General features: G+C 70.8%; 24 protein-coding genes and 2 pseudogenes. 13 read left to right on the forward strand and 13 right to left on the reverse strand.

What is annotated here, in order from left to right:
• Positions 1 to 17 precede the first annotated feature (17 nt).
• From EJ357_RS01825 to EJ357_RS01845, 5 genes are read right to left on the reverse strand one after another with little or no spacing between them, the layout of a single operon-like run.
• On the reverse strand, positions 18 to 1,295 hold the full coding sequence (locus EJ357_RS01825) for an ABC transporter substrate-binding protein (protein WP_126387945.1): 1,278 nt from the start codon (positions 1,293 to 1,295) through the stop codon (positions 18 to 20).
• A 5-nt stretch (positions 1,296 to 1,300) separates the two neighbouring features.
• The gene (locus EJ357_RS01830; RefSeq protein ID WP_126387947.1) at positions 1,301 to 2,413 is read right to left on the reverse strand and encodes a branched-chain amino acid ABC transporter permease; all 1,113 of its coding nucleotides are present in this window, start codon (positions 2,411 to 2,413) and stop codon (positions 1,301 to 1,303) included.
• On the reverse strand, positions 2,410 to 3,291 hold the full coding sequence (locus EJ357_RS01835; protein WP_126387949.1) for a branched-chain amino acid ABC transporter permease: 882 nt from the start codon (positions 3,289 to 3,291) through the stop codon (positions 2,410 to 2,412). The genes EJ357_RS01830 and EJ357_RS01835 overlap by 4 nt, the downstream gene beginning before the upstream one ends.
• 5 nt (positions 3,292 to 3,296) lie before the next feature.
• Positions 3,297 to 4,127 carry an ABC transporter ATP-binding protein gene (locus EJ357_RS01840; RefSeq protein WP_126387951.1) on the reverse strand — a complete coding sequence of 277 codons (831 nt, stop codon included), beginning with the start codon at positions 4,125 to 4,127 and terminating at the stop codon, positions 3,297 to 3,299.
• The gene (locus EJ357_RS01845; protein WP_175647272.1) at positions 4,124 to 4,882 is read right to left on the reverse strand and encodes an ABC transporter ATP-binding protein; all 759 of its coding nucleotides are present in this window, start codon (positions 4,880 to 4,882) and stop codon (positions 4,124 to 4,126) included. Before EJ357_RS01845 ends, EJ357_RS01840 begins: the two co-directional genes overlap by 4 nt.
• Before the next feature lie 188 nt (positions 4,883 to 5,070).
• On the opposite strand from EJ357_RS01845, the gene EJ357_RS01850 reads away from it, so the two are divergent.
• The gene (locus EJ357_RS01850; protein WP_126387955.1) at positions 5,071 to 6,366 is read left to right on the forward strand and encodes a PucR family transcriptional regulator; all 1,296 of its coding nucleotides are present in this window, start codon (positions 5,071 to 5,073) and stop codon (positions 6,364 to 6,366) included.
• Positions 6,363 to 7,049, forward strand: coding sequence for a TetR/AcrR family transcriptional regulator (locus EJ357_RS01855; protein WP_228472912.1), 687 nt, complete (start codon positions 6,363 to 6,365; stop codon positions 7,047 to 7,049). The genes EJ357_RS01850 and EJ357_RS01855 overlap by 4 nt, the downstream gene beginning before the upstream one ends.
• A 24-nt stretch (positions 7,050 to 7,073) precedes the next feature.
• On the opposite strand, the gene EJ357_RS48970 is transcribed toward EJ357_RS01855, so the two are convergent.
• Positions 7,074 to 7,253, reverse strand: coding sequence for a hypothetical protein (locus EJ357_RS48970; RefSeq protein ID WP_228473285.1), 180 nt, complete (start codon positions 7,251 to 7,253; stop codon positions 7,074 to 7,076).
• Between EJ357_RS48970 and EJ357_RS48975 the strand changes: the two genes are divergently transcribed.
• The gene (locus EJ357_RS48975) at positions 7,198 to 7,488 is read left to right on the forward strand and encodes a response regulator transcription factor (protein WP_323378104.1); all 291 of its coding nucleotides are present in this window, start codon (positions 7,198 to 7,200) and stop codon (positions 7,486 to 7,488) included. The two genes, EJ357_RS48970 and EJ357_RS48975, sit on opposite strands and share 56 nt — an antisense overlap.
• A 76-nt stretch (positions 7,489 to 7,564) precedes the next feature.
• Here EJ357_RS48975 and EJ357_RS01865 read toward each other — a convergent pair whose 3' ends face one another.
• Both EJ357_RS01865 and EJ357_RS01870 read right to left on the reverse strand, forming a co-directional pair.
• Positions 7,565 to 8,665 (reverse strand): PP2C family protein-serine/threonine phosphatase, encoded by a 1,101-nt coding sequence (locus EJ357_RS01865; protein ID WP_228472913.1) that lies wholly within the window; start codon positions 8,663 to 8,665, stop codon positions 7,565 to 7,567.
• Between the two features lie 302 nt (positions 8,666 to 8,967).
• Positions 8,968 to 9,447: pseudogene (locus EJ357_RS01870) on the reverse strand (LysR substrate-binding domain-containing protein); the annotation flags it as partial.
• Here EJ357_RS01870 and EJ357_RS50440 point away from each other — a divergent pair.
• Positions 9,445 to 10,111 (forward strand): annotated as a pseudogene (locus tag EJ357_RS50440) (aldehyde dehydrogenase family protein); the annotation flags it as partial. The pseudogenes EJ357_RS01870 and EJ357_RS50440 overlap by 3 nt on opposite strands.
• A gap of 73 nt (positions 10,112 to 10,184) precedes the next feature.
• On the opposite strand, the gene EJ357_RS01880 reads toward EJ357_RS50440, so the two are convergent.
• The 4 genes from EJ357_RS01880 to EJ357_RS01895 form a co-directional block, all read right to left on the reverse strand.
• Complete coding sequence (locus tag EJ357_RS01880) at positions 10,185 to 11,765, reverse strand: helix-turn-helix domain-containing protein (RefSeq protein ID WP_126387958.1); 1,581 nt, start codon at positions 11,763 to 11,765, stop codon at positions 10,185 to 10,187.
• Positions 11,762 to 12,400, reverse strand: coding sequence for a DNA-binding protein (locus EJ357_RS01885; RefSeq protein ID WP_126387960.1), 639 nt, complete (start codon positions 12,398 to 12,400; stop codon positions 11,762 to 11,764). The genes EJ357_RS01880 and EJ357_RS01885 overlap by 4 nt, the downstream gene beginning before the upstream one ends.
• Positions 12,401 to 12,541: 141 nt before the next feature.
• Positions 12,542 to 13,807: a hypothetical protein gene (locus tag EJ357_RS01890; RefSeq protein ID WP_126387962.1), complete on the reverse strand. Its 1,266-nt coding sequence runs from the start codon at positions 13,805 to 13,807 to the stop codon at positions 12,542 to 12,544.
• 84 nt (positions 13,808 to 13,891) lie between these two features.
• The gene (locus EJ357_RS01895) at positions 13,892 to 15,226 is read right to left on the reverse strand and encodes an alpha/beta fold hydrolase (protein WP_126387964.1); all 1,335 of its coding nucleotides are present in this window, start codon (positions 15,224 to 15,226) and stop codon (positions 13,892 to 13,894) included.
• An 80-nt stretch (positions 15,227 to 15,306) separates the two neighbouring features.
• Between EJ357_RS01895 and EJ357_RS01900 the strand changes: the two genes are divergently transcribed.
• The 9 genes from EJ357_RS01900 (at position 15,307) to EJ357_RS01940 (ending at position 24,417) form a co-directional block, all read left to right on the forward strand.
• Entirely contained in the window at positions 15,307 to 15,927 is a 621-nt protein-coding gene (locus tag EJ357_RS01900; RefSeq protein WP_126387966.1) for a TetR-like C-terminal domain-containing protein, read from the forward strand.
• An 858-nt stretch (positions 15,928 to 16,785) separates the two neighbouring features.
• Positions 16,786 to 17,370 (forward strand): SUKH-4 family immunity protein, encoded by a 585-nt coding sequence (locus tag EJ357_RS01905; protein ID WP_126387968.1) that lies wholly within the window; start codon positions 16,786 to 16,788, stop codon positions 17,368 to 17,370.
• 186 nt (positions 17,371 to 17,556) lie between these two features.
• Complete coding sequence (locus EJ357_RS01910; protein WP_126387970.1) at positions 17,557 to 18,696, forward strand: AI-2E family transporter; 1,140 nt, start codon at positions 17,557 to 17,559, stop codon at positions 18,694 to 18,696.
• A 344-nt stretch (positions 18,697 to 19,040) separates the two neighbouring features.
• Positions 19,041 to 19,916 carry a serine hydrolase gene (locus tag EJ357_RS01915; RefSeq protein WP_228472915.1) on the forward strand — a complete coding sequence of 292 codons (876 nt, stop codon included), beginning with the start codon at positions 19,041 to 19,043 and terminating at the stop codon, positions 19,914 to 19,916.
• A gap of 244 nt (positions 19,917 to 20,160) precedes the next feature.
• Positions 20,161 to 21,006: an alpha/beta fold hydrolase gene (locus EJ357_RS01920; RefSeq protein ID WP_228473266.1), complete on the forward strand. Its 846-nt coding sequence runs from the start codon at positions 20,161 to 20,163 to the stop codon at positions 21,004 to 21,006.
• Between the two features lie 198 nt (positions 21,007 to 21,204).
• On the forward strand, positions 21,205 to 22,245 hold the full coding sequence (locus EJ357_RS01925) for a cellulase family glycosylhydrolase (protein ID WP_126387974.1): 1,041 nt from the start codon (positions 21,205 to 21,207) through the stop codon (positions 22,243 to 22,245).
• A gap of 161 nt (positions 22,246 to 22,406) precedes the next feature.
• Entirely contained in the window at positions 22,407 to 23,249 is an 843-nt protein-coding gene (locus tag EJ357_RS01930; RefSeq protein WP_126387976.1) for a DUF1206 domain-containing protein, read from the forward strand.
• A gap of 56 nt (positions 23,250 to 23,305) precedes the next feature.
• Positions 23,306 to 23,740 (forward strand): hypothetical protein, encoded by a 435-nt coding sequence (locus EJ357_RS01935; protein WP_126387978.1) that lies wholly within the window; start codon positions 23,306 to 23,308, stop codon positions 23,738 to 23,740.
• A 95-nt stretch (positions 23,741 to 23,835) separates the two neighbouring features.
• A complete protein-coding gene (locus EJ357_RS01940; protein WP_126387980.1) occupies positions 23,836 to 24,417 on the forward strand; it encodes a hypothetical protein in 582 nt (193 codons plus the stop codon).
• Here EJ357_RS01940 and EJ357_RS01945 read toward each other — a convergent pair.
• Positions 24,408 to 25,556 carry a PP2C family protein-serine/threonine phosphatase gene (locus tag EJ357_RS01945; RefSeq protein WP_126387982.1) on the reverse strand — a complete coding sequence of 383 codons (1,149 nt, stop codon included), beginning with the start codon at positions 25,554 to 25,556 and terminating at the stop codon, positions 24,408 to 24,410. The two genes, EJ357_RS01940 and EJ357_RS01945, sit on opposite strands and share 10 nt — an antisense overlap.
• Positions 25,557 to 25,560 lie beyond the last annotated feature (4 nt).

A 25,560-nucleotide genomic window follows, 5' to 3' on the forward strand; every position in this document is an offset into this window, starting at 1 on the left:
GGACCGCCCCCGCCGGCTCACTTGGTCGGCGGGCCGAACTCCTTGCGGGTGTCCACCGGCTCGCCGAACAGCTGCCACCGCTCACCCTTGAACTTCATGAGCTGCATCGTTTCGAGCGGGAAGGCGTCGTCGGACCCCGTGGAGAGGGTGACTCCAGGCAGCAGCATGTCCACCTTCACGTCCTTCAGGTTGCGCACCGCGTCCCGCAGCCCTTCCCTGGTCGGGCACTCCATCGCGTCCAGGGCCTTGTGCAGGCTGGAGGCGACGGCCCAGCCGTAGGCGTTGAGCTGGTTGGCCGGGTCGGAGTCGGGCGCGTACTTGTTCAGGGCCTCCTTGTACGTCTTCATCTCGGCGTCGTCGGCCCACTGCGGGTCGGCGGGGTCCTTGAAGTAGGTCGCCGAGACAACGCCCTGGACGTTCTTGAATCCGACGGGCTTGAGCACGGTGGTGGACGCGGACACCGCGTTGACGATGTGCAGCGGGTTCCACTTGGTGTTCTTGGCGTCGGCGGCGAGGGCCTGGCTGCCGAACTTCGGCGTGGTGATGTCGAGCAGTACATCGGCCTTGGAGCGGGCGAGACTTGTCAGCTGCGCCGAGACGGACGGGTCCGTGACCTCGTAGCTCTCCTCGGCCACCACCTTGATGCCGCTGCCGGCGACGGCCTCCTTGAACCCGCCGAGCAGGTCCTTGCCGAAGTCGTCGTTCTGGTACAGGACGGCGACCTTGGCCTTCGGCTTCTCCTCCTGCAGGTACTTCGCGTAGATCCGTGCCTCGGCAACGTAGTTGGGCTGCCAGCCGGTGGTCCACGGGTGCTCGTCGTCCGTGCCCCAGATGGAGGCCCCCGTGGCGACGAAGGGCTGGGGCACCTTCCGCTTGTTGAGGTAGTCCCACACGGCCGCCGTGGACGGGGTGCCCAGGGTCTGGAACACGGCGAAGACCTTCTCCTGCTCGACGAGTCTGCGGGCCTCCTCGACCGCCTTGGGCGGCTGGTAGCCGTCGTCGCGGACGACGAACTCCACGGTGCGGCCGTCGATTCCGCCCTTTTCGTTGACGTGCTTGAAGTAGGTGCTCACGCCGTCGCTGATCGCACCGTACGCCGAGGCCGGTCCCGAGAGCGGGTAGATGCCGCCCAGCTTGATGGTCTTGTCGGTGATGCCGGTGGTCTGCTGGCCCCGGCACGCGCCGTCGGCGGCGGCTTCCTTGTCGTCCTGGCCGCGCTGGCTGTTGCAGGCGGTGGCGAGGAGCAGGGCGGCGGACGCGGCCGCGGCCGCCCGCAGAGCGGTCGTCTTGCGCATGTGAATCATTCCTTTTCCGTGCGGGGCGGTGCGCCCACGGGTTCGGCATCGGCAGGTGCGGTTTCCGCGGGTGCGGGGGGCGCGGAGGGGGGTTCGGATTCGGGGGTCCGCACGGCGGCGGAGGGTTTGGTGCGGGTGAGGAGAGGGGTGATCACGCCCCGGACGCGGCCCGCCAGTCCGGCCAGTCCCGTCGGGGCCACGAACATCACCGCGATGATCAGCAGGCCGAACACCACACCGGGCGCCGCCTCACTGATGTCCTGGGCCACGCTCGGCACGTACATCACGAACGCCGCCCCGAGCAGCGGTCCGTACAGCGAGGCGAGGCCCCCGACCACCAGGCCGGCCAGCAGCGTGATCGAGAGGACGAAGCTGAAGGAGTCGGGCGAGACGAAGCCGATCACCCAGGTGTACACACACCCGGCGACACCCGCGAACATCGCGCTCCAGGCGAAGGCGAGGGTCTTGTGCAGGGACAGCCGCACGCCCATGACCTCGGCGGCGCTCTCGTTGTCCCGCACGGCGAGCAGGGCCCGGCCGACCCGGGAGCGCAGCAGGTTGCGGGCGAGCAGCAGGGCCACCGTGGCGACGGCGAGGACGACGAAGTACATCCACTGGTCCTCGGCCAGCCCGCTCCACGCGGGCGGCTGCAGCTTGTCCACGGTCAGTCCCATGGAGCCACCGGTGACCGGTTCGAGCCGCTTGAGCAGCGGCGGCAGGAACACCGCGAACGAGAGGGTGACCAGGGCCAGGTACAGCCCGCGCAGCCGGAGGGCGGGCACTCCGAACCCGAGGCCCAGCAGGAAGCATCCGGCGGCCGCGACGGGCAGCGTGGCCAGGTGGCCGGTGTCGTACCGGTCGAGCATGACCGCCGCCGTGTAGGCGCCCGCCGCGAAGAAGGCGCCGTGCCCGAGCGATATCTGCCCGCCGAAGCCGACCAGCAGGTTCAGTCCGGCCAGCGCCACGGCGTACAGCAGCACCATGGTCAGCTGGAAGACCTGGAAGGGGGCGAAGTAGAACGGTGCGCCGACGACGGCGGCCACCGCGAGCAGCGCGGTGAGCGCTGCTCGCAGGCGTCGGGCGCGGTCGGTACCGAGGGTTGCGACGTTCATGCTCATGCGCGCTCCACCGCCGCCCGTCCGAACAGGCCCTGGGGGCGCACCAGCAGCACCGCCAGGATGATCACCAGGGGTACGCCCACTTTGAGATCGGCTCCGATCACATCCACGTACGCCCCGGCCAGCGTCTCGGCGACGCCCACGAGCAGGCCGCCGACGACCGCGCCGACCGGGCTGTCGAAGCCTCCGAGAGTGGCCGCGGCGAACGCGTAGATCAGCACTCCGCCCATCATGTTGGGCTCCAGGAACAGCACCGGGGCGACCAGCACGCCCGACACCGCGCCGACCGTCGCGGCCAGCCCCCAGCCGAGCATCAGCACCCGGCCCACCCGGATGCCCGACAGCCGGGCGGAGGCGGGGTTGCAGGCGACCGCCCGCATCATCAGGCCGATGGAGGTGTGCTGGAACAGCAGGTACAGCAGTCCCATCACGACGGCCACCACTGCGATGATCCCGAGCGTCGACCAGTCCACCCGCACCCCGGCCAGGTCGATCCCGCCGTCGGGGAACTGCTGCGGGAAGTCCTTCACGGTGAACGACCAGATCAGGCCGGCCATGGCGTTGACGAAGATGAACAGGCCGACCGTGACGATGACCGTCGTCAGCTCGGGCGCGGCCTGCACGGGACGGATGACGAGCCGTTCGATGAGCATGCCGCCGGCGAACGACACCGCCAGGGTGACCGGCAGCGCCAGCCAGAACGGCATCCCGGACGCCACGAGCTGCCACGCCACGTAGGTGGAGATCATGGCCAGCTCGCCCTGGGCGAAGTTGACGATGCCGGTGAACCGGTGGATCAGCACCAGGGCCAGCGCCAGGCTGGCGTAGACGGCGCCGGAGCCGACCCCTTCCACCACTTGCTGGAGTACTTCGGTCACGGCGCTCACCCGCCCGTCCCCGCGCGGACGGAGACACCGAGGTACACCTCGGCGACCTGTCCGTCCTCGCGGATCTGCGCGGCAGGCCCGGACAGCACCAGGCGGCCGGCCTCCAGTACGTGGGCCCGGTGCGCGACATCCAGCGCGAGTTGGGCGTTCTGCTCGACGACGACCACGGTGGTGCGTTCCTCCTCGTTCACGGCACGGACGATCTCGAACAGCTCACGGGTGACCAGCGGCGCGAGCCCCAGCGACGGTTCGTCCAGCAGCAGCAGCGAGGGGCGCAGCATCAGCGCCCTGCCGATGGCGAGCATCTGCTGCTCGCCGCCGCTGAGACTGCCGGCGGCCTGACGGGACCGATCACGCAGCTTGGGGAAGTAGCCGTAGATCCGTTCCAGGTCGGCCGCCACGGCCGCGCGCTGGGCGCGGCCCCGCCGCCAGTGGCCGGTGTGCAGGTGGGCGCCGATGCGCAGGTTCTCCTCGACGGTCAGGTCGTTGAAGGTGCCCCGGCCCTCGGGCACGTGCGCCACGCCGAGCCGTGCGGCCTGCTCGGGCGAGCGGCCCAGCAGCTCCGTACCGTTCAAGGTCACCGAGCCGCGTCCGCGGACCATGCCGCACAGGGCCCGCAGGGTCGTGGTCTTGCCCGCGCCGTTGGGTCCGAGGACCGCGCACACTTCGCCGCGTGCGACGGTGAAGTCCAGGCCCTGGAGCACGCGGGCCTGGCCGTATCCGGCGTGCAGGTCGGACACCTTCAGGAAATCCGGCTCCGCCGGCGTCCGCCCGGCCTCGGTGCTGGCCCCGGCCTCGGTGTCGTCGGTGGTCGGCTTCTCGCTCATGCGGCCACCCCGAGGTACGCCTCGATGACCGCCGGGTCGCGCTGGATCTCCTCCGGCGGGCCCTCGGCGATCTTGCGCCCGAAGTCGAGGCACACCACCTTGTCGCACAGGCCCATCACGAACCCCATGTGGTGTTCGACCACGACGAGCGTCAGGTCGAAGTCGTCGCGCACCGCCCGGACCAGATCCGCGAATTCGTCGACCTCGCCGTGACTGAGACCGTTGACGGGTTCGTCGAGCAACAGCAGCCGGGGGCGTACCGCGAGCGCCCGGGCCAGTTCGACGCGTTTGAGGGTGCCGAACGGCAGCCCCGAGGCGGGGTGATCGGCCACGTCCGCCAGGCCGAGCCGCCGTAGCAGCTCGTCCGCCTGGTCACGCAGTTCCCTCTCCTCCCGCCGGACTCGGGGCAGCCGGAGCGCCGCGGCGAGGTGTCCGGCGCGCCCCCGGTTGTGGGCGCCGACCATGACGTTCTCCCGGACCGTGAGCCGCGGGAACAGTCCCAGGTTCTGGAAGGTGCGGGCGATGCCACGCCCGGCCACGGAGTGCGGCGGCAGGGCGAGCAGGTCCTCGTCCTCGAACCGCACCGTTCCCGCATCCGGCGTGCAGCGCCTGGTGAGGCAGTTGAACAAAGTGGTCTTGCCGGCTCCGTTCGGTCCGATGAGCCCCACGGCGGTGCCCGGCTCGACGCTGAACGCGACACCGTCCAGTGCCGTGATCCCGCCGAAACGCACGCTGATACCGTCGACCGCGAGCATGAATGACGCCCCTTCCGATGTGCTGGGGGGTGAGCGAGCGTCACAGTAGGTGGGGGCCTTCCAGGCGCACATTGGGTGCGAGCACCCAACTTCACGGCCACCGACTTGTGCGCCGCGCCCAACACGCCGGAGATCTCCCCCGCCGGACCTGTTGACGTGACACGAGGCGGAGAGCGACGATCTGCGCCATGCCTGACGGTCCCGCCCCGGGCGCCTCCGCACTCTCCGAACCGCTCAGCCGGGAGCGGCACCGGATCCTGCACGCCGTGCAGGACCGGCTCGAGGAGATCGCGCAGACCACCGTCGCGGTGATGCGCACGGAGATCCCCTCCTACGCGCTGCAGGACGAGCGGTTCTTCGACGACGTACGGGACCAGGTGCTCACGCACTACCGGATGCAGCTGGCGGCGCTGGCCGGCGACCGCGACATCGCCCCCGAGGACCTGGTCTTCAGCCGTGCCGCGGCCATGCGCAGGGCACGCGCGGGGTTCGCCCTGGAGGACTGGATCAGCGCCTTCCGGGTCGGCCGCCAGGTGCTGTGGGACGCGCTGCTGGACTGCGCGGGCCCGACCGCCGAGGCACAGCAGGCCGCGCTGTCACTGGTCACACCGCTGATGCGGTACATCGACTACGCCAGCACCCATGCCGCGCAGGCCTACGTCGAGTACAAACAGCACGTGGTCGCGGACGCCGACCGCGAGCGCCGGGACCTTTTGGACCAGCTCCTGTCCGGCGGGGCTCCGACGCGCGGCCCCCTGCACGCCGCGGCCCAGGCGTACGGCATCGGGCCGCACTCGCCGATGATGGTGGTCGTGGCCGTGTGCGTCGACGACACCCGCACCGGCGTCCTCACCTCCGCCGAGCACGGGTACGCGACCAGCGCGTCCATCAGCCTCGCGGGGCCCTGGGCCGGCCGGACCCTGGTCGTCGTCCGCCACGGCGAGGTGGTGGCCGTGCCCGTGGTCCGCACCGGCATGGACGCGGACGACATCTGCGCTCACTTCGAGGCCGTGCAGCGGCGGCTCGCACGGGAGGGAACCATGCTCGCCATGGGCATCAGCACCGTCGCCCAGGGCGCCGGCGAACTGCCGCGCGCCTACGAGGAGGCCCGGGCCGCCCTCGACCTCGTGCCGAACGCGGGCGGGGTGGCGGCACTGCCGCGCCTGTCTCCCTTCGACTACCTGGCGCTGCGCGCCGACGACCTCGCCCGCCAGCTGGTCGATCCCCGCGTGCGCGCACTGCTGGAGGAGGACCGAAGACGGGGCGACCCGCTGGCGGCCACCATCCGGGCCTTCGCCGAAGCGGATCTCAACCTGCGGCTGGCCGCCGACCGGCTGCGGGTGCACCACAACACGGCGCACTACCGGTTGCGCCGGATCGAGGAACGCACCGGGCGCAATCCGCGCCGGATCGCCGACCTCCTGGAACTGCTGGTCGCCCTCGCCATCCGCGACGGGGCCGGGGAAGACGGAGATCACCAGTGAGCGAAATCCTGGAGCCGGCCGGGGCGCAGACGCCGCAGCAGCACCCGGACGGGCGGGCGACGACGCGCCCGCCGGAAGCGCTTGCCGAGCGGAACGGCTCCGTTCGGCACGCCCTGCTGAACGCCGCGCTGGAGGTGTTCATCGAGCGCGGCTACACCGAGGCCGGTCTCAACGAGATCGCGACCCGCTCCCGCATCCCGCTGGGCAGTCTCTTCCAGCACTACGGCGGAAAGCGCGGCCTGTACCTCGCCCTCTGGGAGGAGTTCCGCGAGGAGCAGGAGCGCCGCACCGCGGCCACGCTGGCCGCCGAGCGTGAACGCGGCGTGGACGATCCCATCGCCCTCTTCGTCGCGGGAGCCAGGGCCTACCTGGAGGGTGCCTGGGACAACCGGCGCCTCGCCGTGCTCCTCGTGGAGGACGACGGCCCCGCCGGCATCGACGCGCTGCGCCGCCAGTGGGACCGCGCCTGGGTACGGCGCAACGCCCGGCTCCTGGAGGTGGACGAGAAGCGACGTGTCGGACGGGTCCGGGTGAGAGTGCTGACCACCGTGATCGGCGGGGCGGCGCGCGAGCTGGGCGACTGCGAGGACGAGCGGGAGGCCCGGGAGATCGTGGACGAGGTGTGCGGCATCCTCATCCATCTGTCGGCTCCGCCCGACGAAAGCCCCGGCACCTCGGGATAGGCCACCAGCGCTCCCGCGCCGTCATCACCGGCTGTTGAGGAATCCGATCGTCAGGGCTCCCCACCACCCGAGTTGGGAGAGAACGGCCGAGATCACTCCACGCACGAGCAGCCGCCGCGGGGGCCGGGAGCCGGCCCGGTCGACCAGGGTGCGGTGCAGGGCCTGCGCGTGCACTCCGTTGAGCGCGATCAGCAGGACGAGCACTGCGGCGTCCGACGCCCCCGGTCTCGAAGCCGGCTCCCCGCCCCTGACCTCTCGTCAGCACCAGATCGTCCGGTTGGTCGCCCAAGGCGCGACCAACAAGGAGGTGGCGGCCCGGCTGTACCTGAGCCCACGCACTGTCGACTGCCACCTGCGTCGCATCTTCGAGCGCCTGGGCATCACGTCGCGTGCCGACCTGATCCGCCGGTGCGCAGCCGACGCCGGTTCCGGCAGGTGAGCGGCCGGTGCCGGCAGGTCGGCTCGGCGACATCGCCCGCGGCGACCGTCCTCCGGAGACCTCGCGCGGCGGCGCACTAGCCTCGCGTCTCATCGGGAAGGCGGTAGGCGGCGAGGGCTGCGATGTCGTCATCGAGGTTCCCGCCGCTGTATGCGAGCAGGTCCTGGTGCAGGTGGTCGAGGAGCTCGCGGGGAGGGAGGGTGGCCCATGAGCGGATGCGCTCGGTGAGCGGGTAGAAGCATCCGGCGCCGTCGCGTGTCTCGGTCACGCCGTCGGTGTAGAGCAGCAGCTGGTCGCCGGGGTGGAAGGCCTCGACATCCACGCGATAGTCGGCGCCGAGCAGAACACCGAGGTTGATGGGCAGTGCCGGATCGGCCGAGTCCAGCTCGGTGATCCCGTCGGGGCCCAACCGCAGGGGTGGCGGGTGGCCGCAGTTGACGATGCGGACCACGGGTTCGTGGTCGGGGACCTCGGCGAACACGGCGGTGACGAAGCGCTCCGCCACTTCGCTGCCCGGCAGCTCCGCGGCCCTGCGGGTCATGCTCCTCTCGACGCGGTGCGCCACACCGGCCAGATCGGGCTCGTCGTGGGCGGCCTCGCGGAAGGCGCCGAGCATCGTCGCGGCCGTTTCCACCGCCTGCAGGCCCTTGCCCCGGACATCACCGATGAGCAGCCGGATTCCGTGTGCGGTGGGCACCGCCTCGTACAGGTCACCACCGATGCGTGCCTCGGCGGCGGCGGACAGATAGAGGGCTTCCATCGAGACGTGGCCGAGGCGGCGGGGCACCGGGCGCAGCAGCACACGCTGCGCTGTCTCGGCCACCGAGCGCACGGTCGCGAGGGTACGCTCCCGGCGCGTTCGGTGGGCAGCGAGCAGCGTGCCGAGGACGCCGACCAGGGCCGTGCAGACGTAGGCGCCCACATAGTGGCGGTCCCACAGGTAACCCACCATGCGCCCCGCGCAGCACGGGGTGCCGGCCAGGACTCCTTCCAACACGACGGCGAACACCGCGATCGCCGCGACACCGGCAGGACGGTGGGCGTAGGCGGCGACCACCGGGAGCGCGATGAGCAGGAAGCTCACCGGCCACTGCACCGGGGTGATCGGCTCGAGCAGCAGGACGGCCGCGACGTAGAAGGCCGGCAGCCAGCGCATCCATGCGGGCGGGGCAGGCACCTGCGGGCCGGTACCGCCGGCCCGTGCCGCACGGCGGCTCTCGGCTCTACGACGGCCGGGCCACCTCACGGCTCACTCCGGTCGCCGCGGATCCACCCACGCGTGCTGTGCAAGAGAACTCCCCGCGGGGCTTGATCACAAACAACAGGATCTTCATCGTAATTGCATGACATTCCTGACTCGTGATGATTACCGCGATCCCTGGACGAACCGGACTACGAGGTGCATGAGCTCGCCGGCGGTGCCATCGGCTGCTGCGGCAGGATCACCTGCCTGGCCGCTGTCGCCTTCCGCAGCAACGGCTACGACGTCGTACGGGAGTTGGTGTGCCCGCGGGTCGGTGTGTCGCGCCGGGACTCGGCCACCGCCCGCAGCACGTCGATGGGTGCCGCCACCGTGGGCCGGCGCTCCGCGGAGCAGCGGAACACCACGACGATGTGCCGCTCGACCGTCTCGCGCAGCCGCACGACGTCGAAGCGCGAGGCGCGCAGTCGGAGCATCAGATCCGTCACCGTGCTCACCCCGATACCCGCCTCGACCAGCGCCAGAGTGGCCGCGGTGTCGGTCACCTCGTCCCGTACGTCCGGCTCGACGCCCGCCCGTCGGCAGGCGGTGCGCACGGCGCGGCCGGCCGTCGACCCGGTGGGCACGGCGAGGGAGAACCTCTCCCGGTACAGCTGCGCCACCCGCAGGACGGGGTCGCGGGGGATGGGGACGTCGGGGTAGTGCAGGCCGAGCGCCAGGTCCACGGCGCCCGAGGCGACGGCGTCGTACACCTCGTCCCCGGTACGGCAGGCCGGCGTTGCACCACCCTGCGGCCCCTCATCGTCCACCGCGACATCGCGGACACGCTCGTCGCCCGTCTGACGTCCGCGTACGCCCAACTCCCCATCGGCGACCCGTTCGACGAGGGCACCCTGGTCGGCCCCCTCATCACCACCGCCGCGCTCGACACCATGCGGGACGCGGTCGCCCGGGCGCAGGCACAGGGCGGGAAGGTTCTCGTGGGCGGCGGCCGGCGCCTGACCGACACGGCGCCGCGGGCCGCCTACGCCGAGCCGGTCATCGTCCGCGTCGACGAACAGAGCGACGTCGTACGAGAGGAGACCTTCGCCCCCCATCCCCTACGTCCTCACCTACGACACCTTCGAGGAAGCCATCGCGCTGCACAACGACGTCCCGCAGGGCATGTTCTCCAGCATCTTCACCCGCGACCAGCGGGAGGCCGAGCGCTTCCTCGCCTCCGAGGGCTCCGACTGCGGCATCGGCAACGTCAACATCGGCACCTCCGGAGCGGAGATCGGCGGCGCCATCGGCGGTGAGAAGGAGACCGGCGGCGGCCGCGAGTCCGGCTCCGGCGCCTGGCGCGCGTACATGCGCCCGGCGACCGACACCATCAACTACTCCAGCCGCCTCGCTCTCGCCCAGAGCGTCAGCTTCCTGTAGCCCACGCGGCACGAACGAAGAGCGCCCGCAAGCCGGTTCGGCCCGGCTTGCGCGGCAGGGCCGAGATCCGCCCTCAGTGGTCGGTGTCGGCGTCCGTCCCGACGGTGTACAGGTCCTTGACCTTCACCTCGGTGACGCCGCGGCCCTCGGCGAACACCGCCCGCCAGTCGCCGATCACGTGCAGCTCGTCGGTGCCCATCGCACGGACGACCATCAGGCCCTGGTCATAGGCCCGGTAGGCCTTGAGCCACAGGTTCACGAAGGCCTGGCTGCGGATGAGGTGCATCCAGTCGGTGCGGTAGATCTCGCGGTTGTAGTTGGACTCGCCGAGGGTGGAGACGAACTTGGAGTACATCGCCTTCACGTACGCGAGTGTCACCTCGTCGTCCTCGGCGATCGCCTTGTCCCGGGCGTCCTTCATCGCCACGCGGAACTTCTCCAGCAGGCCCTCCGTCGCTCCGGAGGTCCACGACTCGTGGATCTCCGGCGGGTCGCACAGGCCGTACTTCGGTCCGGACAGGCGCAGCAGCAGGCGCAGGGTGGGTTCGGTGACCCACAGGGGGCCCGGCTCGTCGCGGCTGCCGATCGGGTTGGGCAGTACGGCGTCGTGGTCCCACTCGGGTGGGGTGATCAGGTGGACGCCGGCGCGGCGGCGGTCGTGGTGGTTGCCGGTGGAGTGGTTCAGCTGGCCGAGCGGCAGCCAGGTCTTGAGCGCGCTCAGATAGGCGCCGTTGGTGTCGAGCGCGGCCACCTCGTGCTTGCCCGGGGGGAGTTCGGGCCTGGTCCACTTGGGGCGCGCCTCCCAGATCTGGTCGGGCCCACGGGCGCTCTGCTTGTGCAGGATGTCGGGCAGCCACGGGTGGGCGACGATCTCGTACCGCCCGCCGATGCGGGTGGTGTCCAGCAGCGCCATCGCGTCCGGGATCGCCCGCTTGACCAGCGCCGCTGTGGCCTTCTCGACGTCACCGGCGTGCTTGGCGAGCGTCTCGGACACGGCCTGATCGATCAGGTCGGGCATGGCGTCGGCCGACTGTGCCCGGCGCCCGACCGGCATGATCTTGACACCGGGGCCGGTGTCGGCGGGCCGCGGCCGAGTCCGGGGCGCCTGTCGTGGTTCCCGGCCCGCGGGCTGGGCCTCGGGTTCCGGTGCGGGGGCGGCGGACTCGGCAGGGGTACTGGCGGCGGCCGCGCAGTCGGCCGGGTCGAGGTGCTGGGGGAAACCGGCGACCTGGTGGCGGGCGGGTGCGCCGCACAGAACACACGGCTGAGCCACCGGGAGGGCCTCGACCTCGTCCGCGGCGACGTCCCCGTCCGGGACCTCGGCCGGTGTCTCGTCGCCGTCGGAACTGTCCCCGCCGACCGGGACGTCCGTGTCCTCGGCCTCGGGGGCTGCTTCCTGGGCCTGGGCCTGGGCCTGCAGTTTGGCGTGTGCCTTGTCGAGGAAGTACGCGTATTTCTCACGGAGTTCGCCGCTCGGGTCCCGGCCGGACTCCCAGCCGCCGACCGTGGACGGGCTCACCCCGAGGGCCTGTGCCACCTGTGCGCGGGACACGTTCAGGCCCTCGCGCAGGCGGCGCCTTTCGTCCGCGGGAGGCAACGGGACCTGTTGGCGGGCGCCGTCCACGAGTGCGTCGATGGGGTCGAAGTCGGTCACGCGTTCTCCCGGGCGGCGGCGTCGGCTTTCAGGTAGGCGATCGGTCCGCCCGAGACGGCGGTGTGCACGCGGGCGCCGAGCAGTCGGCGCGTCAGGTCCGCCACCGCCCTGTCCGTGGCCAGGACCCGGAAGGTCTCTGAGCTGTCGAGGGTTCCGACCCGGCCGGCGACGGTGGCGGTGAAGGAGTGCCGCACCTCACCGTGGCCCAGATGCCATGTGTCGTCTCTCCCGTGGACAGCGAGGACCCCGGTCACCCACCCGCCAACGGCCACCGGCAGCACCCCCGCCCGCACGATCGCCTCCGGCTCGCATCGCCACCACCGGCGCGAGGCCTCGCGAAACTGCTCGTCCGTCAGGTCGGGCGAGTCGCCGATGAAGGCGCGGTCGTCGTCCGGGTGGGCGGGAGGCGCGGCCGCGGCGGTGCGCAGCACCGGGAGTATGCCCTCGACGACGCTCACGTGCGGGGCACGGGCCAGGGCCAGCACCCGTGTCGCCTGCAGATCGTGAAGGAACTTGCTGTCGAGCAGCTTGGTGACGGTGTTGGGCGACACGCCCAGGGCGTTCGCCGCCTGACTGCGGGTGAGCACGTCGTCGGTGGAGTCCTCGGATTCCACCAGTTCGATGGACGGCAGCAACGATCGACCTCACTTGGCGGGTGGCGCTTCCGCTTCTGTGGGAGCACGGCGACGACTGCATTGCATCAATACACAGTGCGTTGCGTCAACGCATGATCGACTGAGATCGTGACCCATGTCGGCCGACCCATGCGGTGCGCCTCAGATGCGGAGCGTCCCGGGGAACGCACCGTGGCCGACACCCGGCTCGGTGAGGGCCAGCCAGCCGTGGCCGCGCACCTCGGTGTCCGGGCCGACCGCGTCGGGGTCGACCGAGAGGTACCCGCAGGCGGACCGGGCGCCCATGGTCCCCGCGTTGGACGGGGCCTCGTCGTAGTCCGGGTCGTCGGCCGCGAGGATCTCCCACGGCAGCGGGTCACCCTCCCATTCGGGGTAGCCCTCGGCGGCGTACCGACGGATCATCCGGCCGTTCTCGGCAACCATCCACACGTCGGAGCCGCCTGCGTCGTCCAGGAAGAAGAGCTGGGCCTGGCCGCAGTGGACGCTGACCCGCTCGACCGTCTCGATCATGCCGTCCCAGGGGTCCCCGGCGACGAGCAGGTCGAAGGAGCCGAAGACCAGGCGCCAGCCGTCCAGTTCCGGGGTGACGAAGACCCGCCCCACGCTGCGGCTACCGCCCTCCGGCCCGGGTACCTGGATCTCCCGGCCCTCCGACGCCCGGACGCCGGCGGCGACCGTGACGGGCCGCCGGTCGTGCAGGCCCAGAGCCTCGAAGACCCCCTCGTACGACGCCCCGGGCACGGCCATCCACCAGCCGCTGAGGGTCGACGACGGAAGGCTCGGGATCTCGTCGAGGATCTTCACCCGTATCAGCCGCTCGACCGCCGCCCGGTCGCGATCGTCGAGCGCGTCGGCGCCGCCGCCCGCCACCAGCGCCGCCATCGCGCCCCGCCGGATCCTCGGGGACTCGGCCGGGTCGCGGCGCAGGGAGCGCAGCCGGGGTCGGTAGGAGTCGTGGAGCAGGCGGGCGTAGTCGGATGCCTTGTGGGGGATGAAGCCGCTGCGGGCGAAACAGGCCACCAGAGCCCGCAGTCCGGCTTCGGAGTCCGTCCGCAGCCTGACGAGCCCCTCGAAGCCGTTGCCCGACTTACGGAAGTCCGGATCGGCCGCCAGGGCCGCGTACTGGTCGGCGGAGCGCTCGTCGAACACCTCGAGGAAGTGGCCCACTTGCCAGTCCGCCACCTCCTTCCGGCGCCAGGCCGCCAGCAGGGCGTCGAAGGCAGGCGGTCCGATGTACCTCAACACCCGTATGAACGGCTTGAGTTCATCGGTCGGCCGCCTGTCGGCCAGCCCCTGCAGCAGCGTCGGCACCACACTGTCGGCCTGCTCCGCCAGCCGTGCGGCGGCGGCCTCCACGCGCGCGGCGTCGTCGCTGTCCAGGTCCTCGAGAAGGGATTCGATCTTCATACGGCAGCACAGTAGCTGCGGCCACTGACCGCGCCCTGCGGGGGCCGTGGGCCGGGGCGGCTCACGCCGGGAACGGCGGGCTGTTCACTTGTGGGCGTCCAGGAAGGCGGGGATGTCGTCGCGTGTCGGGTAGTTCGGTACGGGTGACGGTCCGGCCTGAAGGAACGCGTTGATGACGGCGGCCGCTCGGTCGTTGTTGTCGTCCAGACCGTTCCACATGCGGTGGCCGACTCCGGGCATGTACTGCGTGCGCTCGATGCCAGGGGCGTTGGCAAGAATTTCCGTCGCCCATTGACGGACCTGGGAGGAGCACTCAGCGATCATCAACATCGCGGGGGTCCGGGAGCGTCCCAATTCCGGGGAGATGGAAGGCGAGTCCTTGACCGTCTGCTGGACGCGGAGGCTGGCAGCGGGGCTGAAGGAGAAGTTCTGTGCGGTGTCCTCGGTCGGAATACGGTGTGCGTCGCGCGCGCAGTAGGCGGATGCGGTGTCACTGGCGAGGTCTGCGGCGGTGAAGGCGTTGTCGCCTTCGGCCTGTCCGATCAGCCCGGTGTCGGGGGTGAGCAGCCCGAGCCGCATGAGGCCGAACGCGACGGCGTAGCGGGGGACGTGCGTCGAGCGCGGTCCGGTCATCTCCGGCGCGAGGCCGCGCGCGGATGGCCGGCCCTTGTGCCCGGCGCTCCGTGCGGTCGGGCCGTCCATCGGGCCGGGCTCGGCGATGATCGCCCGGTGCAGGCGTGCGGCGGCACGCGTGTCCGCGAGGGCTCGGGTGAGTATGACCCCGCCGCCGGAGAATCCGAGGACGTCGACCCTGCCCTTGTCCAGGCGGTCGACGAATGCGGCGAGGTCGCGGACCGACCTGGAGATCGTGTACTGGTCCATGGGAAGCAGGTCGCTTCGACCGCCGCCGGCCTGCTCGTAGGTGTAGACGTCGTAGCCCTGTCGGGCCAGGAGTTGCAGGAACCGGTGGTCGAGCACCGAGATGCCGCGGACCGGCCCGCCGTTGAGGTAGACGAGCGGAACAGGGTGTCGGGCGCCGGTGTTCGCGGGCGGGTAGTGATACACCGCGACCCGGCTGCCTGTGGCCAGGCTCCAGTGCTGCGTGGCCACGAACGGCAGGTCAGGCGGGTACTGCCGGGCCGTGGGCGCGGTCGGGACGCAGACCGACGCCGTCAACGCCGCGGCGACGACCACCGGCAGGAACGGCACGAGCCGCGCCGCCCGGGTACGACGCCGACCCCGCCACAGTGCGGCGAGGGCCCCGATTCCAAGGGCCGTCAACCATGCGGCGAGTCCCGAGCCTGCCCCGTCCGTGAGGACGATCGCCGCGAGGAAGACGACGGTCAGCGTCGCGACGGCGGCCAGCGTCAGCAGTAAGCGTCCGGTGAGGCGAGCGAGGCGTATGGCGAATGCGGGCATGGCGAACCTCCGAAGTAGCGTAACGCCGTTTCAGAACAGTGTTTCAAAACGACGTTACCAAAGGGGGTAGGCTCCTTGTCATGGGTAGGCCGAGAACGAACGACGCGACCGTCAAAGAGCGACTCGTGGACCGCGCGACCGAGCTCCTCGCCACCCGTGCGCAGGAGTCGGTCACGGTCCGCGCCGTGGCCACGGCCGCCGAGACGTCGACGGCGGCCGTCTACTCCCTGTTCGGCGACAAGGAAGGACTGATCGCAGCGGTGCGCGACAGAGCCGTCGCCAGCCTGTTCCAGGCCGTGACGGCGGTGCCGACCTCCGAGGATCCTCTCGCCGACCTCTACGCACTGGCCGTCGCCTACCGGCGATGGGGACGCGAACACAGCCACCTGTACTCGGTGTTGTTCGGTGGGGTGCAGTCCTTCAAGCCGTCAGGGGCGGCGGTCGGTACCAGTGACCCGGTCCGGCCTCTCGTCAAGGCGATCGATCGCGCCGTGACGGCGTCCGTCCTCGACGGCGAAGCGACGGCGATCGCCGTCTCGCTCTGGGTGACCCTGCATGGGCTGGTGACCCTCGAACTCGCCGGTGCCTTCGACACCTCCACGGCAGAAGCCGCATTCCGATCGACGATCCACGCCACGCTGCGTGGCTGGACGACCCCCGAGGTGTTCCGCAACCTCCGGCACGACGAACCCGCCTTCTGACCAGCACCGCCGGTTCCGCTGTGTCAAGTCCCGACAAGCAGTGCCATGACGTGCATCGATGACCAGGGCGCAATGGAGTCATGGATCGCACGGAACTGTGGCATCCGCTGAGGTTGGGAGTGAGTCAGATGCCGAAACGTCCTGAGCAACCCTCGACAGAGGGCGCGGTACCAGCCCCCCGGTGTCAACCGAAGGGCTTCCGTGCCGCGCTGCGGTGGCAGATCATCGCCCTGGCAGCCTTCGCGATCTGCTTCGGCACGCTCGCGGTGGGGTGGTACATCACGGACAGTCCCAGCGCGGGTATTCACGGCGGCAGCAGCGCAGGTACTGATGGTGGAGGGGATCCCCGTACCGACAGCACGGACCCAGGTGCAGGCGGAGGCGCCGAGGCGGGTGCGGGCGGAGGTGCCGAACCAGCCCCCGAGGAACCGGCCGCCGAAGAGCCGCCCCTCGAGGATCCGGCCGCCGAGGACCAAGCTGTCGCGGAGCAAACCCCCGGCCCTGCTACCAGAGCCGACATGGGCGCCATCAACGAGGGCGGGCCGGACCTGGCCCCAGCCAGCGTGCTGGCACTCGTGATCGCCGGAGTGTCGGGCGTCGGAGGCTTCCTCAGCGGTGCCGCGGCGATGATCACCGCGCGACAAGGCGCCCGCCAGGGGCGGAGGCCGCAGGCCCTCCGCACCAGGCACGCGTGGCACCCCTCGGAGCGCCATCGCCTCCGCCGACGTCGCGGCCATTGACGCCATCCCGACAACCCCGGATGTCGCACGGGTGCGCCCACCTCGCGTGCGCCCACCTGCTGTGCGATTGACTGGGCCGGCACATGACCGAACCACACGAGCTCATGGGGGCCACGCAGTGCAGAGCAACGACACGCCGCTGATACCGGACGCGGCGTGGCTGGAGGAACGGCTGGGCCAAGGCTCGCTCTGGCGACCGGACGAGGCCGACCTGCCGGCCGAGCTCACCCACGCGGGATCGCGAGAATTCCTGCTCACCGTCGGCTTTCCCGCCGTCGACCTCGAGGTGGTGGGGATCGACACGCGGCATCTGCGGGACGAGGACGGGATGGAGCCGTTCGACGCCGACGAGATCTACGGCGAGCGCTACCCCGACGACGACTCCCCGCCCAAGAACTTCGCCTTCACCGTGGCCACCTGGTCCGACCAGCACCTGATGCTCGGCGCGGCGGACGGCGGGATCACCCACTACGACCCCAACGGCTGGGACCACGGGGCAGGATGGAAGGGCCTGGCCGCCGATGACCTCCCCCGGCTGGCCGTGCTCCTGGGGCTGATCGCCGAGTCGAGCAAGGCCCTGGAATCGGCCGACGCCGCCGTACGCGCGGCCGCGGTCACCGATCTGCGCGAGCGAATGATCGGCCAGGATCCGTATGTGGACGATTCCGCGTTCTGGGACGAGATCTTCGAGCATCTGGAGTGAGGACGGGGCAGGTCGGCGCGGGCGGACCACCCCTGCCGCACCAGGCCCATCGGTGGACCGGTTCGTAGCGCACACCGCCGGCGTCCGGATTCTGGACGGCGAGAGCCACTTCGCCGGTACCGGCCTTCGGGGGAATTCCGGGTCCGCCGCGCGGTCCGGTCCCCCGGTGGGTGGTACGGGCATCAGATGTCCACGCCCTCTGATCCGCCCGCCGCGCCGCTCGGACGTCCGAGCGGCGCGGAGACACGCGTGCCGGGCTCGCTGCGTACGGCGGCCGCGTACGCGTGGCGGATCATCGCAGTCGGCGTCGTCGTGCGCGCCGCCTTCTCCGTGCTCGGGCAGTTCCACCGGATCGCCGTCGCCGTCTTCCTCGGCCTTGTCGTCACTGCCGTGCTGCGCCCCGTCGCCGGCCTCCTGGCCCGGTTCCTGCCCCGGCCGCTCGCGGTCGCCGCCGCGCTCGTCGGCGGCATCGCCGTCGTCCTCGGGGCACTGGCCCTGGTCGGCGAGATCGTGGCAGGTCAGCGGACCGGGCTGGAGAAGGAGTTCGTGGCGGGCATCGACCGGATCGAGCGACGGCTGCAGGAGCCTCCTTTCCGGCTCTCGCCGGACGTGTTCAACGATCTGCAGTCCCGCATCGGCAAGCTCCTGTCGAGCCACCGCTCCGCCCTGGTCAGTGAGGCGCTCAGCGGCGCGAGCCGGCTCCTCGAGGTGCTGACCGTGCTCGCCCTGGCCCTGTTCTGCGCGGTCTTCTTCACGCATTCCGGCGATCGGCAGTGGCAGTGGCTGTGCGACCAACTCCCCGCAAGGACGCGGCAACGTTTCACGATCGCGGGCCGGGCGGCCTGGCGGACCTTCACCGGCTACACGCACGGCATCCTGCTGGTGGCGGCGACCAACGCGGTACTCGTGGGCATCGCACTGTCCGTTCTGCGGGTACCGCTCGCCGTGCCGCTGGCACTGCTGGAGTTCCTGGCCGCCTTCATCCCGCTGATCGGCTCGCCGATCGCTCTGGCCGTCGCGGCCGTGGTCGCGCTCGCGACGAAGGGTCCGGTCATCGCCCTGCTGGTCGTGGTCCTGATCGTGGTGATCGGACAGATCGAGGGCCACCTCCTGCACCCCATCGTGATGAGCTGGGCCGTCCGGTTGCACCCTGTGGTGGTCGCACTGGCGGTCGTCGGCGGAGCGGTCGCGGCCGGCGTGATCGGCGCCGTCGTGGCCGTGCCGCTGGTGGCCGTGTTGTGGTCGGTGCGCCAGGCGCTGCGGGGCCGTACCGGTAGCCCGGACGGGGGCGAGGAAGGGGGCGGGGCAGGTGACAGCCGCCCCTAGACCGGCGGTCACCCCGCTCCGAGACCACGAAAGACCCGCCGCGTTACGGCAACCACCTTCACCAGCGGCTTCACGGCCGGCGTCACCGCTCCCGGATCCGCCCCAGGTCCCCACACAACGCGAGGCCTCGCACACGCTCGCAGGAACGACACGCCCGCCCCGACGTCAATCCTCGCCACCGAATCCGCTTTGTCATAATTTTTCGGGTATTCACCATGCCCTCTCGCAGGAATACCGAGGCCTGCCCCACCATGTCCGACGGACAGCCCAACCGGACGCACAGGACGCGCGGCCTACGCGCATACATGCTGAGGATCTGCGCCGCCTGTGCTGCGACCGCAATCGTGGCGTCGCTCGCCGCCTGCTCCACCGCCGGCACGCACCACAAGACGCAAGCCCCGGCGCGGACAGGCGCACCGGCTCCCGGCCCACCGGCACCCCCGCGTGAGAAACGGGGCGCGACTCTCGCGCGTGCGCTCAAGCCGCTCCTGCCGGGCGGCGACACTCGGCTGGCGGTGGCGGTGCTCGACCTCGACAGCGCCGACCAGGAGATCGCGTCGTACGGGGAGGACTCGAAGTTCGCCACGGCGAGCATCGTCAAGGTGAACATCCTCGCGGCGCTGCTCCTCCAGGCGGAGGACGAGGACCGCGAGCTGACACCCGCGGAGCGTCGGCACGCCGAGGAAATGATCCGGTCCAGCGACAACGCCGCGGCGCACGTCCTGTGGCGGGCGATCGGCGAGGCGGAGGGCCTTGAAGCGGCGAACGAGCGGCTGGGGCTCTCCTCGGCACAGGGCGGCCCCGACAACCGCTGGGGGCTCACCCAGACCACAGCGACGGACCAGGTCAGGCTGTTGCGCGCGGTGTTCGCCCGAGGGCCGGTGGCCTCCACCTCGTCGCCCGACGGGCTGAGCCCGGCGTCCCGGGCCTACATCCGGGAACTGATGGGCCAGATCGTGGAGGAACAGGACTGGGGAGTGTCCGCGGCCGCCTCCCGAGATTCCCGGTGGGCCCTCAAGAACGGCTGGCTGCAGCGGAACACCACCGGCCTGTGGGTCATCAACAGTGTCGGTCAGGTCACGGTGCACGGACATCGGTATCTGGTCTCGGTCCTCAGCAGCGGCAACGCTTCGATGAGAAGCGGGATCACCCTGGTCGAGCGCGCCGCAAGAGCGGCGATCGGCGCGGCCAGCGCACATGTCCGCCCCTGGCCGCAGTGAGCGGTCCCTCGGGCCTGATACGACGCCGAACTCGGCAAGGCCCTCGCCACACACCCCGACGACACCGAGGCCGCGCTCACCGACTACGAGCAGACCATGTTCCCGCGCAGCGCCGAGGTCGCAGCCTTGAAGGGGCCGGTGTCCACAGGCTCGACTCCGACGACACCGATGCCCGATGCCCAGTAGGTTTGTGCCGCCGAAGCTCGAGTGGCTGGAGGCCCTTCAGGTGTCGAAACGCGGCGGTGTGGCGGAGACTGATCTCGAGCTGGGAGACGGCCGTAGATTGCACGTCTACGACACCGGCACGGAAGATTCCGACAGCCGTACCGTCGTCTTCTGGCACCACGGCACGCCGAACATCGGGACCCCTCCCGAGCCCCTCTTCCCGTACGCCGACCGGCTCGGCATCCGCTGGGTGTCCTACGACCGGCCGGGCTACGGCGGGTCCACACCCCGCCCCGGCCGGGACATGGCGTCAGCCGCCGGAGACGTGGCCGCAGTCGCCGACGCGCTGGGCATCCAACGGTTCGCGGTCATGGGACATTCCGGTGGCGGTCCGCACGCCCTCGCCTGCGGCGCCCTGCTGCCCGATCGCGTCCTCGCCGTGGTCAGCGTGGCGGGGCCGGCACCGTTCGGAGCCGAGGGGCTGGACTGGTTCGCGGGCATGTCGGACTCCGGCACGGCATCCCTGCTTGCCGCCACAAAAGGGCGTGCGGCGAAGGAGACCCACGAGGCGTCCGCCACGTACGACCCGCGGATGTTCACCCCGGCCGATCACGCCGCGCTCGCCGGTGAATGGTCCTGGTTCGGCGATGTCGTCGGTCCGGCCGTGGAGGCCGGCCCGGGCCCGCTGATCGACGACGACCTGGCGTACGTCGCCCCATGGGGTTTCGACCCCGGGCAGGTCACACCACCCGTCCTCTTCCTGCACGGCGGCAGCGACCGCGTCGTGCCCAGCTCCCACAGCCAGTGGCTCGCGAACCACTGCCCCACTGCGGAACTGCGACTGAACCCGACCGCCGGACACATCTCCATCCTCAACGCCGGCGCGGCTGCCCTGGAATGGCTCGCGGACCGCTCCAACTCCTGATCCGCGACCTGGACTCGAACTCGAGCCTTGCCCGCCTGCCTCCGCTGCCGCACGCCCCTGCCTCATGCGTTCTTGGTGAAATTTGGTGTGCAGATATGTTGACCTCTGTTCGAGGTCTCTTCTACGTTTCGGAAGCCCACCAAGCCGCCCAACCCGCATGCGAGGTTGCGCGGTCGCACCTACCCAGAAAGGGATGTCGTGCCACGAGAGAACCATCGCGGGACAGCTTGCCTGGCGGCAGTGCTGGCCGGCGTCACGGCATTCGGCGCAGCCCTCGCCTCCCCCGCCTCCGCGGCTCCGGGGGACGCCTCCCGCCCCGCCTCGCCGCCGCCCGTCAGCGACTTCCGCGGGGTCAACTGGGCCGACCCGCGCGACAACTACGCCGACGACGCGGTCGTACCCTCGGGTCTGTCGACCTCCGACAGCTATGCCACGACCTACGCCAAGTCCAAGGCGATCATCGGCGGGTTCTCCGAACTCGGCGCCAACACGGTCCGCCTCCCGGTCAACCCGACCTCCGTGAACGGCCCTTTCTGGAAGGCGTACCGGGGCGCGATCGACGCCGCCACCGCCAAGGGCTTCAAGGTCATCCTGGGCTACTGGGAGGCCGACAACGCCAAGGACGGCAAGATCGACGACCAGGCCTCCTGGGACCAGATGTGGGCGCGGATCACGTCCGCCTACGCCCGCAACTCCCAGGTGTACTTCGAGCCGATGAACGAGCCGTTCGGCTACACCTCCCAGGAGTGGCGCGACGTGGCCGCTCGTTGGGTGACCACGCACCGCTTCATTCCCCGCGACCGGATCCTCATCGGAGGCATCAAGTACAGCGAGGACGTCAAGCCCGTGTGCGCCGACAGCCGACTCGACGGCACCCGCATCGCCCTGCACAACTACGGCTTCTGGCACACCGACTGGACCAGCGTCGACCAGTGGAAGCAGGACTTCAAGGAGCGCATAGGCACCTGCGCCTCACGCACCGTCCTCGACGAGTTCGGGGCGACCATGACCTCCGGCCTCGACTACAACGGCCCGGTCAACGGCTCCGGCGAGATCGCCTACATCCAGGCCGCGACCGACACCATCCGGGAGCTGGGCCTGGGCTCGGTCTACTGGCCCGGCCTGCGCAACGGTGACACCTACTCCCTGACCACCCTCCAGGGCACCGGCACCCGCCTCAGCCTGAAGGTGAACAACCCCAGCGGGCTCGACCGCCTGCACTGGGCCTGGAAGCAGTAGCCGCACAAGGCGCTCCAGCCGATCGGTCCCCCCGGGCCGGCAGGAGGCCAAGCCCGGGGGACACCGTCCCCTCCCCCACCGCGAGCGACGTGGCGCCCTGCCCGCGGCCCAGCCGAGTGTGTGGTGGCCGAGCCTGGGCATTCGGACTGCGGGAGGTCTCCATGGGCACGGGTGGGTTGGCATGGCCCGGACGGTTCCGGCCGCGGCGGACGGCGGCACGGGGTTCGGTCACCGAGGGGGCGGCGCGGGCGGGTCTCGCCGCGCGGGGTGTGATCTATCTGCTCGTCGGCGCGCTGGCGCTGCAGATCGCCTTCGGCGACACGAGCGAGGAGGCCGACCGTAGCGGGGCACTGGCGGAACTGTCACAGCAGCCGTTCGGCGCGGTGCTGCTGTGGGCGCTGGGCGTCGGACTCGTCGGCATGGCCCTGTGGCGGCTGTCGGAGGCGGTCTTCGGCTCGGTCGGGCAGGACGGCCGGAGCGTGCGCAAGCGGCTGCTGGCGGCCGTCCGCTGCGCGTTCTACGTCTTCGTCGCCTACTCCGTGCTGTCGTTCGCGGCAAGCCGGAACCAGAGCGGCGGCGGATCCAGCGACCAGCAGTCCCGGGACGCCACCGCCCGGGCACTGGAGATGCCCGCCGGTCAGTGGCTGGTCGGCGCGGCCGGGCTGGCCGTCGTCGTGGCCGGTGGCTGGATCGGCGTACGGGCCGTCCTGCGCAAGTACCACGACAATCTCAGGCTCGGGCAGATGAGCCACCGGACGCGGCAGCTGGTGGACGTCACCGGCGTGGCGGGCGGCGCCGCTCGCGGGCTGGTGTTCGCCGTGGCGGGTGTCTTCGCCGTGCGAGCCGCCATCGACTACGAACCCGAAAAGGCGAAAGGGCTCGACGACACTCTGCGTACCTTCGCCGACACTCCGCTCGGCCCCTGGCTGCTGGCCTGCGTCGCGGCCGGGCTGGTGCTGTTCGGTGTGTTCTCCTTCGCCATGGCCCGCTGGCGACGGGTGTGAGCCGTGTTCCCGCCGGTGACATGTGTGGGCGGCGTTCTGTGGGAAACACGAAGCGAATGAGCGAATCCGAGATTCCGTATGGCGACGGCCGGCCCGTGGACGTGTACCTGGACCTCCTGCGCATCCGGATGGACACGGAGGATTACCGCCTTCTGCTGCGCATGGTGGAACCGGTCCTCCGGGCGATCGAAGAAGAGCGCCTGTCCAGCCTCGACCTTGCGCTCGACTCAGGGGCAGGCGAAGAGCTGCCCCAGGAGGTCCGTGACGAGGCCGCCCTCGTCATCGCCACAGCCGTCACCGGTCGCCTCGACAACGAAGTGATCGAGATCGACGTCGATGAGACCGGCCCGGTCCGGATCGTCACCGACGCGACCACCGCCTCCGACCCCGAACGCCTCGGCGAGATCGCCGACTACATCAGGGAACGGCACAGGGAGACCGAGGAGCTGCGCGGTATCGCGGAGGTCAGTGGGCTGCCCACGGACTTCTGAGCGGCCGCGGCAGCGGCAGCGGTGTCACGGCCGGGGACGCCGATTCCTCGGCCTGGGCGCCGTGCGCTGTCATACCCGGCTGACACGATGTCCACATGACGACCAGCCAGTCGATAACTTACGTACGGATTGCCGAAGTTCTCACCGAACTCGGAATGATCACGGAACAGACGGCCCGACGCGTCCTGGACGAGTTCGTCGACTTCGCGGCCAAGCCGATCGAGGATCGCTATGAGGTCGCCAGCGCCCTCGAATCCTTCGACGTGGCTGTTTCCATTCACGCCGACGACGTCGACTTCGCGGACGCGCACTACGAATGGCTCCTGAACGAGGCGGCGAATCTCACCGGAGGCAAAGTCACGGTCTCCGACTACCGCTTCGACAAGTCCTACCCGGACGACGAGGACTGCGGCCTGGGGACGATGCACTTCGCCTGCAACGGCAAGCCGCTGTCGTTCGGCATCGAGCAGGAGTCGAACGACTACCTCGACATGGGAGCGGCGCAGGAGGCCATCGAGGCGCTCGACCTCGGTGACGACCCCCGGGAATTCCGCCGCTTCGAGCAGGAAGGCCCAGACCTCAGCGACGACATCATGGTGCTGGCCTCGGCCGAGCAGCGGGAAGGTCTCCTCCGGCTTCTGGGCCTCACGTTCGAGGCCCGGTGGTATCAAGGCTGACTGCGGATCGAGTCGTTGCCGGTCACCGCTTCCAGGGACAGCGCGAGGACCGCCCGGTCGTCGTCGTCCGGCTGGGTGCACTGGGCCGACCACCGTTCCGCATCGGTCCGTACGAACGACACGACCGTCTCCGGGTCGGGTGGGCGCTCCCCGCAGAACCGTTCGCCGAGGCGTTCGAGGACCGGGTAGAAGACGCCGTCAGCGTCGCGTGCCTCGCTCACCCCGTCCGTGTGCAGGACGAGCACCTCCGCCGGTTCGAGGCGGTGCACCGTCGTGTCCTCCCCGTCCGGTGCCAGTGCGCCGAGCCCCAGGGGCAGTCCGGGCGCCGTGACCAGCCGCCGGGCACCTTGCGGGCCGACCGCCAGGGGAGCGGGGTGCCCGCGGTCGGCGATGCGCACCTCGCCGCCGTCCGGCGAGAACTCCAGCACCAGTGCGGTCACGAACAGCTCGGGGTCGCCGTCGTCGCCGGCCGGGCTGTTGCGGGCGATGCTCAGCTCCAGCCGCCCGGCCAGAGCGCTCAGGCTCTGCCACTCGTGGGCCGACACCCGGAAGCTGCCCAGCACCGCCGCGACCGTCTGGACCGCGTCCAGCCCCTTGCCGCGAACGTCACCGATGATCGCGCGTACCCCGAAGGGCGTCTCGCACACGTCGTACAGATCCCCGCCGACGAGCGTGCCGCCCTCCCCGGCCTCGTAGAACCCGGCGGCGCGCACCGGCCCGAGCCTGCGCGGCACGGGACGCAGCAGGGTCCGCTGCATCGCCTCGGCGACCGAGTTGGCCCGGATCAGATGCTGCCGGGTCCGCTCCCGCTGCCGGGCCAGGGCGACGCCGGCGATGCCGATGAGGGTCGTGGCGATGTAGACGGCGACATGGTGCTGCTCGTCGAAGTGGCCGGGGCGCCGGGCGGCCATCCACATCTGCAGCCCCAGGCACACCAGCGCCGACAGGGCGGTGCCCCTCGGGCCACGTGTCGCGGCGGCCAGCGGCGGCACCGCGATGAGCATGAAGCTCACCGGTTCGCGGCCTCGGACGATCAGTTCGGCCGCCACGTCGACGAGTACCGCGGCCAACGGCAGCCACCACACCCACCCGCGGGGTGAGGGGGGCCGGAGGTCGGAGCGGAGGTAGCGGTCGGACACGGGG

This window comes from Streptomyces cyaneochromogenes (genome assembly GCF_003963535.1).
Classification (GTDB): Bacteria; Actinomycetota; Actinomycetes; order Streptomycetales; family Streptomycetaceae; genus Streptomyces; species Streptomyces shaanxiensis.

What these genes read in the sequence shown, in the direction of transcription:
- EJ357_RS01825 (WP_126387945.1), bottom strand. Translation starts at nt 1,295, where the DNA reads ATGCGCAAGACGACCGCTCTGCGGGCGGCCGCGGCCGCGTCCGCCGCC.
- EJ357_RS01830 (WP_126387947.1), bottom strand. Translation starts at nt 2,413, where the DNA reads ATGAGCATGAACGTCGCAACCCTCGGTACCGACCGCGCCCGACGCCTG.
- EJ357_RS01840 (WP_126387951.1), bottom strand. Translation starts at nt 4,127, where the DNA reads ATGAGCGAGAAGCCGACCACCGACGACACCGAGGCCGGGGCCAGCACC.
- EJ357_RS01845 (WP_175647272.1), bottom strand. Translation starts at nt 4,882, where the DNA reads ATGCTCGCGGTCGACGGTATCAGCGTGCGTTTCGGCGGGATCACGGCA.
- EJ357_RS01850 (WP_126387955.1), top strand. Translation starts at nt 5,071, where the DNA reads ATGCCTGACGGTCCCGCCCCGGGCGCCTCCGCACTCTCCGAACCGCTC.
- EJ357_RS01890 (WP_126387962.1), bottom strand. Translation starts at nt 13,807, where the DNA reads ATGAAGATCGAATCCCTTCTCGAGGACCTGGACAGCGACGACGCCGCG.
- EJ357_RS01895 (WP_126387964.1), bottom strand. Translation starts at nt 15,226, where the DNA reads ATGCCCGCATTCGCCATACGCCTCGCTCGCCTCACCGGACGCTTACTG.
- EJ357_RS01900 (WP_126387966.1), top strand. Translation starts at nt 15,307, where the DNA reads ATGGGTAGGCCGAGAACGAACGACGCGACCGTCAAAGAGCGACTCGTG.
- EJ357_RS01910 (WP_126387970.1), top strand. Translation starts at nt 17,557, where the DNA reads ATGTCCACGCCCTCTGATCCGCCCGCCGCGCCGCTCGGACGTCCGAGC.
- EJ357_RS01930 (WP_126387976.1), top strand. Translation starts at nt 22,407, where the DNA reads ATGGGCACGGGTGGGTTGGCATGGCCCGGACGGTTCCGGCCGCGGCGG.
- EJ357_RS01935 (WP_126387978.1), top strand. Translation starts at nt 23,306, where the DNA reads ATGAGCGAATCCGAGATTCCGTATGGCGACGGCCGGCCCGTGGACGTG.
- EJ357_RS01940 (WP_126387980.1), top strand. Translation starts at nt 23,836, where the DNA reads ATGACGACCAGCCAGTCGATAACTTACGTACGGATTGCCGAAGTTCTC.